This window comes from Providencia sp. PROV189, assembly GCF_028480065.1.
GTDB classification, from domain to species: domain Bacteria; phylum Pseudomonadota; class Gammaproteobacteria; order Enterobacterales; family Enterobacteriaceae; genus Providencia; species Providencia stuartii.
In genome coordinates, this window is sequence record NZ_JAMPOG010000023.1 from 77,797 (window position 1) to 90,752 (window position 12,956).

At 40.0% G+C, this 12,956-nt stretch carries 14 protein-coding genes; 5 read left to right on the forward strand and 9 right to left on the reverse strand.

The genetic code is table 11. The features are described from left to right. Window positions 1-54 precede the first annotated feature (54 nt). Window positions 55-387 (reverse strand): HI1450 family dsDNA-mimic protein, encoded by a 333-nt coding sequence (locus PR833_RS14655; RefSeq protein ID WP_040133201.1) that lies wholly within the window; start codon window positions 385-387, stop codon window positions 55-57. A gap of 21 nt (window positions 388-408) precedes the next feature. After that, entirely contained in the window at window positions 409-1,869 is a 1,461-nt protein-coding gene (gene cls / locus PR833_RS14660) for a cardiolipin synthase (RefSeq protein WP_004920244.1), read from the reverse strand. Between the two features lie 316 nt (window positions 1,870-2,185). Between cls and PR833_RS14665 the strand changes: the two genes are divergently transcribed. Then, entirely contained in the window at window positions 2,186-2,359 is a 174-nt protein-coding gene (locus PR833_RS14665) for a YciY family protein (protein ID WP_004920240.1), read from the forward strand. A gap of 125 nt (window positions 2,360-2,484) precedes the next feature. Continuing rightward, complete coding sequence (locus PR833_RS14670; RefSeq protein ID WP_141173274.1) at window positions 2,485-3,216, forward strand: TonB family protein; 732 nt, start codon at window positions 2,485-2,487, stop codon at window positions 3,214-3,216. Window positions 3,217-3,305: 89 nt separating this feature from the next. Here PR833_RS14670 and yciA read toward each other — a convergent pair whose 3' ends face one another. Beyond that, a complete protein-coding gene (gene yciA / locus PR833_RS14675; RefSeq protein ID WP_004920237.1) occupies window positions 3,306-3,722 on the reverse strand; it encodes an acyl-CoA thioester hydrolase YciA in 417 nt (138 codons plus the stop codon). Between the two features lie 288 nt (window positions 3,723-4,010). On the opposite strand from yciA, the gene PR833_RS14680 reads away from it, so the two are divergent. Beyond that, entirely contained in the window at window positions 4,011-4,205 is a 195-nt protein-coding gene (locus PR833_RS14680) for a YqaE/Pmp3 family membrane protein (RefSeq protein WP_004920230.1), read from the forward strand. A 43-nt stretch (window positions 4,206-4,248) separates the two neighbouring features. Here the strand turns inward: PR833_RS14680 and PR833_RS14685 are convergent, their stop codons facing one another. Further along, entirely contained in the window at window positions 4,249-4,824 is a 576-nt protein-coding gene (locus PR833_RS14685) for a septation protein A (protein WP_004920227.1), read from the reverse strand. Window positions 4,825-5,052: 228 nt separating this feature from the next. Between PR833_RS14685 and PR833_RS14690 the strand changes: the two genes are divergently transcribed. Continuing rightward, window positions 5,053-6,774 (forward strand): SulP family inorganic anion transporter, encoded by a 1,722-nt coding sequence (locus tag PR833_RS14690; protein ID WP_041704982.1) that lies wholly within the window; start codon window positions 5,053-5,055, stop codon window positions 6,772-6,774. 72 nt (window positions 6,775-6,846) lie between these two features. Here PR833_RS14690 and PR833_RS14695 read toward each other — a convergent pair whose 3' ends face one another. After that, a complete protein-coding gene (locus PR833_RS14695; protein WP_272526274.1) occupies window positions 6,847-7,599 on the reverse strand; it encodes a YciC family protein in 753 nt (250 codons plus the stop codon). A 415-nt stretch (window positions 7,600-8,014) separates the two neighbouring features. On the opposite strand from PR833_RS14695, the gene ompW reads away from it, so the two are divergent. Further along, on the forward strand, window positions 8,015-8,653 hold the full coding sequence (gene ompW, locus PR833_RS14700) for an outer membrane protein OmpW (protein ID WP_014656056.1): 639 nt from the start codon (window positions 8,015-8,017) through the stop codon (window positions 8,651-8,653). A 320-nt stretch (window positions 8,654-8,973) separates the two neighbouring features. Here the strand turns inward: ompW and PR833_RS14705 are convergent, their stop codons facing one another. The 4 genes from PR833_RS14705 to trpCF all read right to left on the reverse strand — a co-directional run bounded on the left by PR833_RS14705 (window position 8,974) and on the right by trpCF (window position 12,954). Beyond that, window positions 8,974-9,288, reverse strand: coding sequence for a BON domain-containing protein (locus PR833_RS14705; RefSeq protein WP_004920212.1), 315 nt, complete (start codon window positions 9,286-9,288; stop codon window positions 8,974-8,976). 227 nt (window positions 9,289-9,515) lie between these two features. Next, on the reverse strand, window positions 9,516-10,322 hold the full coding sequence (gene trpA, locus PR833_RS14710; RefSeq protein WP_014656055.1) for a tryptophan synthase subunit alpha: 807 nt from the start codon (window positions 10,320-10,322) through the stop codon (window positions 9,516-9,518). Then, a complete protein-coding gene (gene trpB / locus PR833_RS14715; RefSeq protein WP_014656054.1) occupies window positions 10,322-11,512 on the reverse strand; it encodes a tryptophan synthase subunit beta in 1,191 nt (396 codons plus the stop codon). The genes trpA and trpB overlap by 1 nt, the downstream gene beginning before the upstream one ends. A gap of 80 nt (window positions 11,513-11,592) precedes the next feature. Further along, window positions 11,593-12,954 carry a bifunctional indole-3-glycerol-phosphate synthase TrpC/phosphoribosylanthranilate isomerase TrpF gene (trpCF, locus tag PR833_RS14720; RefSeq protein ID WP_272526275.1) on the reverse strand — a complete coding sequence of 454 codons (1,362 nt, stop codon included), beginning with the start codon at window positions 12,952-12,954 and terminating at the stop codon, window positions 11,593-11,595. Window positions 12,955-12,956: the final 2 nt, after the last annotated feature.

Here is a 12,956-nt window from a genome sequence, read left to right on the forward strand (position 1 = left end):
CGATTACTTTTAATAGCAGGTTGCTATATCCTCATTGCGGCATGTTTAACGAAACTAGCGCTTCCATAAAATATGGTGAAAAGGTTGGGCTGGATGGCGGCTAATTAAAATGCGGGCAAAAATGTCAGCAATTTCATCGTCATCGGATTGCGCCAACCCAATAATCACTTCACTCAATGTATCTAAATCAAAATCAGGCTGAATAACATCCCGCCAATGTTGGCTGAGAGGAACAATTTCAGCCGCGCCACACTCTTCAAATTGCAATGCAAAAATAACTTGATCGGCTGGCTCTAAATTATCCATTGCTTGCTCAAGGAACAGGTCATAGGCTATCTCAATGATTTCATCTTCATCAATAAGTTTAATGGATTGTGGCTTAGTCATGACAGTTCCTAAAATAAAAAATTACAATAATGGGCTAAAGAAATAGCATAAACGTTCAACAACTCGGTTCCAGAAAGGCCGTTGCTCCCACTCTTCTATCTCAAGGCGTGTGGAACGTGCGATATAATCATATTGAACAAGAGTAAGGTCACTACCAAAGTTTTTATCATCAATCACAACAGTTATTTCAAAATTCAGCCATAAGCTTCGCATATCTAAGTTAACTGAACCAACGAGGCTTAGTTCACCATCGACCAGAACGCTCTTAGTGTGTAGCAGGCCATCTTCAAATTGATAAATTTTCACGCCAGCTTCAAGTAGTTCAGTATAAAACGAACGGCTTGCCCAGCGCACGAGAAATGAATCATTTTGCCTTGGCATAACAATACTGACATCAACTCCGCGCATGGCAGCAGTACAAATCGCGTGCAATAGATCATCACTCGGCACGAAATAAGGGGTCGTCATGATAAGCTGTTTGCGGGCAGAGAAAATAGCCGTCATCAGTGATTGTTGGATCAACTCATCAGGGAACCCTGGCCCAGATGCAATCATTTGAGTGGTGTGACCGTTAGCTTGCTCAAATGGCATAATATTCGTGTCTGGGGGGGGTGGCAAAATACGTTGCCCCGTTTCCATTTCCCAGTCAAAGGCGTAGACAATACCTAATGTCGTACTGACAGGGCCTTCCATGCGCACAAGGATATCCACCCATTCACCGACCCCTGCATCCTGTTTAAAGTAGCGAGGGTCAACCATATTCATACTTCCAGTATATGAAATATAATTATCAATCACGATAATTTTGCGGTGCTGACGCAAGTCCATGCGGCGTAAGAAAAAACGCATTAAATTGACTTTTAAGGATTCGATAAACTCAATACCTGCCGCACGCATTTTATCGGGGTAATCGCTACGGAAGAAATGCCAGCTACCCGCCGAGTCAACCATAATACGGCATTTGACACCTCGCTTAGCGGCATTGAGTAGGGCTTCAGTGACACCATCAACCAATCCCCCGGGTTGCCAGATATAAAATACCATCTCGATTGAGTGCTGTGCATTATTGATATCATTGACAATCGATTTTAATGACTCTTCACAAGTGGTCATCAATTGAATTCGATTGCCTTTAACGCCAGCAATACCTTGCCGTTTCTCACACAATTGAAACAGTGGCTCGGCAACAGGACTATTTTCAGTGGCAAAAATGTGTTTAGAGTGACGTAAATTTTCGAGCCAAGTTGCCACAGAGGGCCACATCTGTTGCGCTTTATCAACCCGCCGTTTACCTAAATGTAACTCACCGAAGGCAATATAAGCAATGATACCGACCAATGGCAGAATGTAGATGATCAGTAACCAGGTCATCGCTGAAGTGACAGGGCGTCGTTTAACAAGGATTCGAACGGTAATTGCTGCAATGACTAGCCAATAGACGAAAAATAATAACCAGCTCAATAGCGTATACACAGTTGCCATAATCGATTACATGCCTCACAAATTGGAGAGTGTAAAAATAGTCAAAAAATGAAACAGATTTGATAAAAAATAAAAATTGATGCTAACACTGATAGAATTTAGCAAACATTCATCGTAAAAGCTTTGCTAAATCTTATAGATTAATGGTGAAAAAACAATTAATTCTATTTATAAGTTCCCCTTTAGCATCATGAACATCGTTATTCGAACGGTTTTTTTATCAAATGACAGGTATTTCTTGGCTAGCGTGACCAAAGGTCTATAATATTTTGCCAATTTCATATGTAGTTAAACTCAGTAATAAAAGGATAGAAAAATGAGACGTAGTAGGCATGAAGTTGGTCGCTGGCGGATGTTGAGACAATCATTACGTCGCCGTCGTCGCTGGCTTGAAGGGCACTCAAGGCGCAATATGACTATTTACGCGATAAGAAAATTTGATATCTACAAACGCCGTCGCTCCTTGCTATTTACCCAGTGGAGTGAGTGAAAAGATTGAGGTCCGGTTTCACAATTTTCGCTTTGAGTGACAAACCTTATTGAATATGATTGCTATTTGCATTTAAACTATCAGTCATATTCTTAAGGTTTAAAGTCGTAGGGTAGAAAATTCTTATGCGTTGGATCCGTTGGCCTCTTATTATTATCATTTCATTGTCTATTCACGCAGGGCTTGCTATGGCATGGATTTTCAATCAACCGAAAATGCCCCCTGTGGTGGAGCCAATAACGGTTGCCATGGTCTCGTTTGAATCAGATGAACCAGCGGAGGTGCCTGCCGCTGAACCTCAACCTGCACCCGAACCGGAACCCGAGCCAGAACCTGAACCGATTGTTGAGCCTGAGCCTGTTGTAAAACCTGCGATCGCGCTAGAAAAGAAACCTGAAGTTAAGAAAAAACCAAAACCTAAGAAAGAAGAAAAGCGTGAAATCAAAAAGGATGTTAAACCTGTTGAGAAACAGTTAGCGAAAAATGATCTGAAACCGTTATCTAATCTTAACGCAGGGGCACCTAAATCGAATACCAACGTCATGGCGAATAACAAAGGGGCAACGAACAGTGCTCAATCGTCAGAGCGTCGTGGCCCTAAAGCGCTACGCAAGCAGGCACCTGCATACCCAGACCGCGCTCGTCGCTTAGGTAAAGATGGCTATGTTAAAGTACGTTATGACATCACTGAAGATGGCCGCGTTACGAATATTGAATTTGTAGAATCTTCACCTAAAGGTTTATTTGAACGTGATGTAAAACGCGCGATGAACCGTTGGGTTTTTGAAAAACTTCCAGCAAAAGGTTATGTCACAGAAATCTACTTTAAAATTGATGGTACGGTGAGCCAAGTTTAAAGCAATAATCAAAATAGACCCTAAATAAAACCCCCATAACAGAGAGTGTTGTGGGGGGGTTATCGTTAAGGGCGATAGATATGCAGGCGCTATTCAGTGCTTTCTAACTGAAAATGCTGTTTCTCTTTTGGCAGTTCACGAGGTGTATTATCATCATTAACGGCAACATAGGTAAAAACGGCATCGGTTGCACGATAACGATGGCCTACAGGCTCCGTTGCCACTTTTTTAACCCATACTTCAATATTAATGGTAATGGAGCTTTTGCCCGTTTTTAAGCAACGAGCGTAACAACATACCACATCACCTACGGCGACGGGCTTTTGAAATTTAATACCATTCACCGCCACAGTAACCACACGACCCAGCGCGATCTCTTTGGCTAATATCGCGCCACCTATATCCATTTGAGACATTAGCCAGCCGCCAAAAATATCCCCATTTGCATTTGTATCGGCAGGCATAGCTAAAGTACGTAGAACTAATTCCCCGTTTGGTAATTGCATATCAAACTCTTTATCAAAATATAAAACGATTCAAATTCGTTTTTTATCATAAACTAGATTCAGAGTATTCGTCACGATGAATCATGTTTCGATGACTTCATTGCTGCCAAAAACAGCAAAGGGGAGCTTTAATTGTTTATTATGCAGGGTAAACCATAAACATAATCAATGTAATAGACTAAAAAAATGCAAAGAAACTGCAAGAAGTGTTTTTTATATTTCATATTGAAAGTTGACTGTCTACAATGGCGATATCTTAGGTTTTTAAGTCTGTAGTGGAGAGGTGACATGAGATTAATATTGGCAATTTTGCTACCGTGGCTGCAATTTTTTACTATTGGTCGCCCATTTGCAGGTATTATTTGTCTGATCTTACAAATTACTTTAATCGGTTGGCTTCCAGCAGCGATTTGGTCAGTGTATGCATTATCGCAATACAATACAGATAAGAAAATCGAACAAGCATTAGGTAAAGGACGTTAAAGACAAAAAAACCTGCTCTTGCAGGTTTTTTTATTGAATACGTTTATTTTTCTTCTTTAGATTGTTCTGTTGGCTGCTCTCTAGGCTCTTTGGACATATTTTTATAAATATAAATCACACTGAGCACAGTAAAAATCAGAGTGCCAGCGGTTAAACCGAATACCTTAAAATTCATCCAAACATCTAAAGGCAACCAAAATGCGATATAAACATTCAGCGCAGCACATGCAATAAAGAAAATCACCCATGCACTATTTAACTTGACCCAAATGTTGTCTGGCAGCCTAATTTCTTGATTATTGCCTAACATACGTTGAATTAATGGTTTTTCAGTAAACCATTGGCTAATCAATAATGCCAGTGCAAACAGTGCATAGATAATGGTCACCTTCCACTTTATAAAAGAATCCGTGTGGAAAATAAGAGTGAGAGAAGCAAAAATCATCACAATCAGACAGGTGATTTTGGCCACTTTTTCGACGTGCTTATAAATTAAATAAGTTGCGAGTAACGCAAGAGGCGTCGCTACTAATAGAGCACCACTGGCATAATAGATACCATAAATTTTATAGACAATAAAAAATATCACCAGAGGGATAAAATCAATAAGTTGTTTCATAACCGTGGTTACCGAAGCCTTGCATAAAAAATAATGAGGTAGTTTAACTGATTTTTGCGCTAATTGTTAAAAATTTGCTTCTTTTTACCAATAAACATGCTTTGTTACCAATCATATTTGCACTATTTTACTTTTATTTGAGATAAGTGATAGATAATCTTTAATATATCGGATATATATAGTATTTATAATAATTTAACTCATTAATTTTTAGAGAGTTTTCCGACAATGATAAAGGCGAGACTGTTTGTCTGGATGCCCGGCTTAGAAACGTTATTTAATTATCGTTTTGCTGATTTTGGTCCTGATATAAAAGCGGGGTTATCGGTTGCTGCAGTCGCTTTGCCTGTTGCAATTGCGTACGCCGAACTCATGGGAATAAACGCGATTATAGGGTTATATGCCTGTGTTTTTCCAATGATTATCTACGCATTATTTGGCACATCTAAACAGTTAATTATTGGTCCCGATGCGGCGACTTGTGCGGTAATCGCTGCGGCGGTCAGTCCTTTAGCTATGGGGGATGATGCGACGCGATGGCAATTGATAATTGTCATGAGTTTGATGACAGGGATTTGGTGTTTAATTGCCGCACGATTTAGGTTAGGAACTTTTGCTGATTTTTTATCACGACCTATTTTGCAAGGGTTATTAAATGGAGTCGCATTAACTATTATTGTCAGCCAGATAGGGAAAATATTTGGTATTACTCAGTTACCGAGCGGTTTTATTGAACGTTTGGTGGCGTTTCCTACCGCGCTATTAGATAGTCATATTCCTACGTTACTGATGTCAGTTGCGACGCTCGCGGTTATCATTGTGATCAAAAAAGTACGTAATCTGTGGCCATCACTATTAATTGCAATGGTTTTGGCAACCTTGGTCAGTTATGTATTTAATATTGAAAAATATGGTATCAGTATTGTAGGGGATTTAGGTGAGGGGTTACCTTTTATTCCAATGCCGCAGTTTGATCCTGGTTTAATGCGTGACCTGATCACTCCGTCACTTAACTTAGCCGTTATTAGCTTTGTTAGTTTTATGATGACGGCAAGAAGTTTTGCAAGTAAAAATGGCTATTCTGTCGATGCCGATCAAGAGTTACGAGCATTGGGAATGGCAAATCTCGCCTCAGCTTTGTCACAAGGATTTGCTGTAAGTGCCGCCAGCAGCCGTACTGCCGTTAATGATATGATGGGGGGTAAAACCCAACTCGTCTCTATTGTTGCGGCGTTAGCTATTTTAATCGTACTTTTATTTTCGGTTGATCTATTAGAGTACATCCCAATGCCAGCGTTGGGAATGGTACTGGTTGTATCGACATGGTCACTACTTAGTTTTCGTAATATTTTATCGATGCGTAAACGTAATAAGCAAGCCTTTACACTGAGCATTTTTACGTTAGGTGCAGTGCTGGTGGCAGGGTTGATTAACGGCGTGGGATTGGCAGTTTTACTGGGGTTATTACAATTTATCAGAGTTATTTTTCGCCCAACAGACCAATTGTTAGGGGTCGATGACCAAGGAATGTTGCATTCGATTTCTAAAGATAATGGCGTTCAACCTGTTGAAGACGTGCTTATCTACCGGTTTAACTCTCCATTGACCTATTTTAACGTTAACTATTTTAAAGAGCGTTTAAATAAGCATTTGGATAACCAGCCTAAACGTCCTGCATGGGTGATTGTCGATGCTGCTGTTAGTTTCACTCATAATGATGTGAGTGTTTTTTCGGCCTTGAACGATATCGTGACTGGATTAAAGGCAAAAGGAGTGACGTTAGTACTCGCGGGGAGAAGAACATCAATCAACAGTTGGCTAGAGAAAAATAAAATTAGTCGCTCAGATGATGATCTGTTAGTCGTACCTGATATCTATTTTGCTATCCGTTTGATCCAAAGTAAGCAACAAAAACAGATAAAAGAGATGGAAGAACAAGTTACGCTCTAGTTTCGATTTAAAATGAAAAACTGCACCTAATAATAACTAGGTGCAGTTTTTTTATGGTGCCAGTGAACAACACTATTTGAGATTCACCAGCATATATAGGCGGAAAAAATAAAGCAGGACAAAGGCTGCAATCAGGTTATTGACAAAAAATGAAATCCCGTTAGATACGATATAATTCAGTTCAAACATATTAAAAAGTAAAGCGATCAGCATTTGTGATGCTAGCCAAATCATAATCATAGGTAAGATGATACGCCAATTTGCATAGGCTATTTTCCAGCTTTTACCTATTGCGCTAAATGGACTCACATTTTCGCTGATTAGCACGGCAGGGGCTAAGGAAAAGCCAATTGCAAGAAGAACCCCAGGAACGATAAACAAGTTAATCCCTATCTGCACAAGCAAAGAGCAAATGAGGACGAGTAAAAAAATAGAAGGGATTTTTGGCAATGATGAGGATAGGGCTTGCATAGCAGTAATATCTTCACCACGTGAAAGACGGTTGATATAGGATAAAACCCCACAAATTAATATGGTGCTACCTAAGATAGTGGGGAAGAGTGTACCAAAGAAAACATGGATGATCGCATTTTTTTCTTGATCTGTCATATTTTCCAACCAGTATTGGGCGCCCTGACTCCCTACTTCAGTGAGTTTTTTAAGAGATTCAAGATAAGTCACAAAGAGTTGTGGATCGGGTATCAATATAGCGTAAATAATAACGCTCACAACAGCTGCTAACAGCGCTATTGTGAATAGGCCACCTAACTGATTTTTGAAAAAATTCACACTATCATTGATGAGTGAGTTGGCCGAAATGGACATGTAACTGCTCCTATCTACAAACGGGATAAAATTTTAGCTGATTGTAACTGAGTATCTATCGCATAGGTAGAGAAAGATCAGAAAAGACTGGGGGTGAGCAAAAAAGGAGCAGTCAGCGTGAAGGCTGATTAGCAAAGGCGATTTCATTTATTTTTACTATCTTTATTAAGGGATATTTTAAATGCAACTTTAAGTGGTGTATTAAATTTAAAAGTGAGGTAATCAATTCTTATTTTAAAGTATATATAACAAAAATTGATTTACATCAAAATTAAAAAAATTATAAATGGAATAATAAATTCAACTTAGTCAGATTAGGTTATCTTTATTAAAAGATGTGATCTTGATTTGAACATTAAATAAAATTAAACGGTATATTTAAACCAAAATAATAAACACAGGAATGGGATTAATAATGAAAAAACTCACTGCGCTTGTCTTAGCTGCCGCAACGCTTGCACCAGCTGCTTCATTTGCTCATGAAGCTGGCGATTTTATTTTCCGTGCAGGTACTGCAACTGTCCGTCCGAATGCAGGCTCTGATGATGTATTAGGTGGCCTAGGTCATTTTAATGCAAATAATAATACTCAATTAGGGCTGACATTCAGCTACATGGTTACCGATAATATCGGTGTGGAATTATTAGCTGCAACGCCATTCGAGCATAAAGTTAGTTTAGGTGAATTAGGCAATATTGCGACAGTTCATCATTTACCACCTACTTTGATGGCACAATATTATTTTGGTAGTAAAGAAGATAAATTACGCCCTTACTTAGGTGCAGGTATTAACTATACTTTCTTCTTTGATGAGAAATTTAATTCAGGGGCAAAACAGCTGGGCTTGAGTGACCTTGACCTGTCTAGCTCTTGGGGCTTTGCAGCGCAAGCCGGTATGGACTACATGCTGACTGAAAATTGGATGTTAAACGCCTCTCTTTGGTGGATGGATATTGATACGGATGTTAAATTTAAATTTAACGGCGCTCAACAAAAAGTTGATACTCGCCTTGACCCATTCGTATTTATGTTTGGCGTAGGTTACCGCTTCTAATCGAATTTGCAGGATGCATAATAGGCAGATGCCTAACTTGAAATGGAATGTAGTAGTAAATCCGAGAATATTTATTCTCGGATTTTTTTTGGATACAAATTAGGAATATTTTTTTAACTAAAAATGTAATTTATCTATTATACGATTTCATAGAAAATAATAACCTCTATTTTTTATAACGATAAAATAACAAAATACCAACAATTGTTAATGTGTTAAAGTAACGTAATTATTATTTTTAGGAAATATGTAAGACATATTTCTGATATAAATATCAGCCCAATTTGAGCTGATATTTATAATGGTTGATTGATGATGTATTAGCGGATTTTCATTGAGTCAATGACAGATTGGACGCCTTTTACTTTTTTAGTGACCTCTATGGCTTTATTTGCATCTGCTTTAGAATCGACAAAGCCACTTAATTGCACGCGTCCTTTAAAGGTTTCAACACTAATCTGAGTTGATTTTAGGTTTTTCTCAGCCAGTAGGGCAGATTTTACTTTAGTCGTAATGACAGTATCATCAATGTAGCCACCGGTGCCTTCAGATTTATCGGTTGGTGCACAAGCAGCTAGCGTGAAAGCCATAAAGAAAGCGACAAGTAATGCACTAACAGATTTGAATAGTTTCATCCTTTATCTCCTAACGTGTCAAACGCCAAAATACGTGATGGTTAAGTCATCCAACAAGATCTTATCAGCATAATAAACAATGATTACAATTAGTTTCTCGCTGATAATTTTAGTATCAGTAGAAAGTGGAAAAAATTCAACTTATAGACGCCCGCAATGGCAAATTAAAATCGTAAATAAAAAACGCCATACAGGATATGGCGTTTATCGAGGGTGGGGGTATTTCGCTATTTTTGTGTTGCTGCCTTCATTTTTGCCACGAACTGGGTAAGTTCTGCCAGCATAATATCAGGGCGATGAAGATTATTTTCGATAATTTTAACCACGGCAGAGCCTGAAATGGCACCAGCTGCGCCATTAGCGATTGCCTCGCTAACTTGAGATGGTTCAGAAATACCAAATCCTTGTAGTGGTGGTGCTGCCTGATACTCATTTAACCGACTAATTAAGTTAGTCAATGGTGTCTCAGCACGTTTTTCTGTTCCTGTCACTCCTGCTCTTGATAATAAGTAAGTATAGCCCTGGCTATATTCACCAATTTGCTTGAGTAATGGCTCATCAGCATTTGGCGGGCAAATAAAAATAGGCGCAATACCATGTGCTAAGGCAGACTCGCGAAAGGGCTTTGACTCACGCATAGGAACATCTGCGACCAATACTGAATCGACACCAGCTTGTTGACAACGTGAATAAAAGTTATCGATGCCATTACTAAAGACCAAATTGGCATAGACAAGTAAGCCAATGGGCATATCAGGGTGTTTCTGCCTTATCCGAGCCAAAAGTTCAAAGCACAATGTTGGGGTAATATCACTTTTAAACGCCCTTAAATTCGCATTTTGGATAGTAGGACCATCAGCGAGAGGATCGGAGAAAGGAATACCAATTTCTAATGCATCAGCGCCACCAGCAATTAGGGCATCTACAATTTTTAAGGATAGCTCAGCGTCAGGATCGCCTAATGTTACGAACGGAACGAAAGCACCTTGGTTAACGCGGTTCAAGCGTTCAAAAAGTTGAGTATAACGTTCCATTAGATTTCTCCCTTACTTTTTAAAATATCATGTACGGTAAAAATATCTTTATCGCCACGGCCAGAAAGGTTCACAATCAGTAATTGTTCTTTATTTGGCTCTTTTTCCGCGAGTTTTAGTGCATACGCTAATGCATGTGATGATTCTAATGCAGGGATGATACCTTCCTTACGTGATAGCAATTTAAAGGCAGCTAAGGCTTCATCATCGGTAATGGAAACATAATCCGCTCGCCCAATACTGTTTAAATGTGCATGCTGTGGTCCAACAGATGGGAAATCAAGCCCAGCAGAAATAGAGTAGGACTCTTCAATTTGCCCTTCATCCGTTTGCATCATCGGTGACTTCATACCAAAGTAGATGCCGACGCGACCATGCTTGAGTGGTGCACCGTGTTGGCCTGTTTCGATACCCAAACCCGCAGGTTCCACACCGATAAGGCGCACATTTTCTTCAGGAATAAATGATGCAAAGAGGCCAATTGCATTTGAGCCGCCACCAATACAAGCGATCACGGCGTCAGGCAGTCTTCCTTCTTTTTCGAGTACCTGTTGTTTTGCTTCATCGCCAATCATACGCTGAAAATCACGGACAATGGTTGGATATGGATGTGGGCCTGCCGCTGTTCCTAGCAAGTAATGCGCCTTATCATAACTGCCAGACCAATCTCTAAGCGCTTCATTACAAGCATCTTTTAAGGTGGCTGAGCCACTGTGTACAGGGATCACTTCCGCACCCATTAGCTTCATACGGAAAACATTAGGTGATTGGCGCTCAACATCTTTTGCCCCCATATAAATACGGCACTTCATATTAAGCAAAGCACACGCTAGAGCGGTTGCGACGCCATGTTGACCTGCACCCGTTTCAGCAATAATTTCTGTTTTACCCATTCGCTTAGCTAATAATGCTTGGCCTAATACTTGGTTAGTTTTATGTGCGCCACCATGAAGTAGATCTTCACGTTTTAGATATAGTTTCGTTTTAGTGCCTTCGGTTAAATTCCTACAGAGTGTTAATGCAGTAGGGCGACCGGCATAATTTTTAAGGAGATCATGGAATTCTTTAATAAATGTCGGATCGTTTTGAGCCTCAATAAAGGCATCTTCCAGTTGGTTAAGGGCTGGAATTAAAATCTCAGGAACATATTGTCCACCGAATTCACCAAAGTAGGGGTCTAATTTACTCATATTATTATTCGTCTCTTGATGTCATGCTATTCATATTCAATTTCAGTTCTTAGTCACTATTGCGCTACTTTTCTTGATGATTAGAGTGCTAATGAACTGAAAACTTGATTCAGTTTTTTCTCGCTTTTGATGCCCGGTTCAGTTTCAACGCCTGAGTTAAAATCCAATCCATTGCATAATAGTGTCGCAGCCTGACGGCAATTGTCGGCATTTAAGCCTCCTGCAACCATCACGCGAAATTGGCTGCTATTTGGGATCTTGCTCCAATCGAAAGTTTGACCACTGCCGCCACGACCATTATCAAGTAGCAGCAAATCAATCGGTTGCCCATCAAACTGGCTGAAATCAGGTTGTGACATATTGACGGCTTTCCAGATTTCACAATGCTCAGGTAAATGGCTACGTAGATTTTTCACATAATCGGCATCTTCATGACCATGGAGCTGCACTGCTGATAAAGCCAGCTGTTCGACCATATGGGCAACAAAATCAGCAGATTGGTCACGGAAAACACCAACATATAGTAGTGGAGCGGCATGTATTATCTGCCTTGCTTGTGACAGGGTCACTTTTCGCGGGGAGTTTTCAGCAAAAATTAAGCCGCCGTAAGTTGCTCCCGCAGCAAGGGCGGCTTGCGCATCTTGGCTTCGGGTTAGGCCACAAACTTTATGTTCCCCAATTAATAATTTTTGCAATCCTTTGTTAAGATCGGCTTGCTCCATTAAAGCACTACCAATCAGAAAACCGTTGGCAAACTGGCTCAAAGATTGAATGTGCTGGTGGCGGTGAATGCCGGATTCACTAATAATAATGGTGCCTTCTGGCAGACGCGGTGCCAATTCACGGGTACGATTGAGGTCGATTGATAAATCGCGGAGGTCACGATTATTAATGCCAACAACACGCGCTTTTAGTTTTATCGCTCGCTCTAACTCTTCTTCGTTACTCACCTCAGTCAGTACACCCATATTCAGTTGGTGTGCGACTTTTGCAAGTGCAATGTACTGCTCATCACTCACGACAGAGAGCATCAGTAAAATAGCATCGCCTTGATAATATCTCGCAAGGTAGATTTGGTATGGGTCAACAATGAAGTCTTTACACAAAACGGGTTGCTTAACCGTACGACTGACAGTGGTCAAATACGCCATATTCCCTTGAAAATACTTTTCATCGGTTAAGACGGAAATAGCTGACGCATAGGGTGCATAAATGTTCGCTATGACGGCAGGATCAAAATCTTCCCTAATTAGCCCTTTTGATGGTGATGCTTTTTTGCATTCCAGTATAAATACAGGGCGTTTTGCGGACAGTGCTTCATAAAAACGACGGCTCGATGGGAGCACTTTATCAATAAAGCTGTCTAAAGGTTGTTGTTGTTTACGCTCTTCCAGATAGATTAGCTTATCATCAACAATTTTTTGCAGTACGGTTGCTTTCATCT

What these genes read in the sequence shown, in the direction of transcription:
- ompW (WP_014656056.1), top strand. Translation starts at nt 8,015, where the DNA reads ATGAAAAAACTCACTGCGCTTGTCTTAGCTGCCGCAACGCTTGCACCA.
- PR833_RS14685 (WP_004920227.1), bottom strand. Translation starts at nt 4,824, where the DNA reads ATGAAACAACTTATTGATTTTATCCCTCTGGTGATATTTTTTATTGTC.
- PR833_RS14665 (WP_004920240.1), top strand. Translation starts at nt 2,186, where the DNA reads ATGAGACGTAGTAGGCATGAAGTTGGTCGCTGGCGGATGTTGAGACAA.
- PR833_RS14695 (WP_272526274.1), bottom strand. Translation starts at nt 7,599, where the DNA reads ATGTCCATTTCGGCCAACTCACTCATCAATGATAGTGTGAATTTTTTC.
- cls (WP_004920244.1), bottom strand. Translation starts at nt 1,869, where the DNA reads ATGGCAACTGTGTATACGCTATTGAGCTGGTTATTATTTTTCGTCTAT.
- PR833_RS14690 (WP_041704982.1), top strand. Translation starts at nt 5,053, where the DNA reads ATGATAAAGGCGAGACTGTTTGTCTGGATGCCCGGCTTAGAAACGTTA.
- yciA (WP_004920237.1), bottom strand. Translation starts at nt 3,722, where the DNA reads ATGCAATTACCAAACGGGGAATTAGTTCTACGTACTTTAGCTATGCCT.
- PR833_RS14705 (WP_004920212.1), bottom strand. Translation starts at nt 9,288, where the DNA reads ATGAAACTATTCAAATCTGTTAGTGCATTACTTGTCGCTTTCTTTATG.
- PR833_RS14655 (WP_040133201.1), bottom strand. Translation starts at nt 387, where the DNA reads ATGACTAAGCCACAATCCATTAAACTTATTGATGAAGATGAAATCATT.
- PR833_RS14680 (WP_004920230.1), top strand. Translation starts at nt 4,011, where the DNA reads ATGAGATTAATATTGGCAATTTTGCTACCGTGGCTGCAATTTTTTACT.
- trpCF (WP_272526275.1), bottom strand. Translation starts at nt 12,954, where the DNA reads ATGAAAGCAACCGTACTGCAAAAAATTGTTGATGATAAGCTAATCTAT.
- PR833_RS14670 (WP_141173274.1), top strand. Translation starts at nt 2,485, where the DNA reads ATGCGTTGGATCCGTTGGCCTCTTATTATTATCATTTCATTGTCTATT.
- trpA (WP_014656055.1), bottom strand. Translation starts at nt 10,322, where the DNA reads ATGGAACGTTATACTCAACTTTTTGAACGCTTGAACCGCGTTAACCAA.
- trpB (WP_014656054.1), bottom strand. Translation starts at nt 11,512, where the DNA reads ATGAGTAAATTAGACCCCTACTTTGGTGAATTCGGTGGACAATATGTT.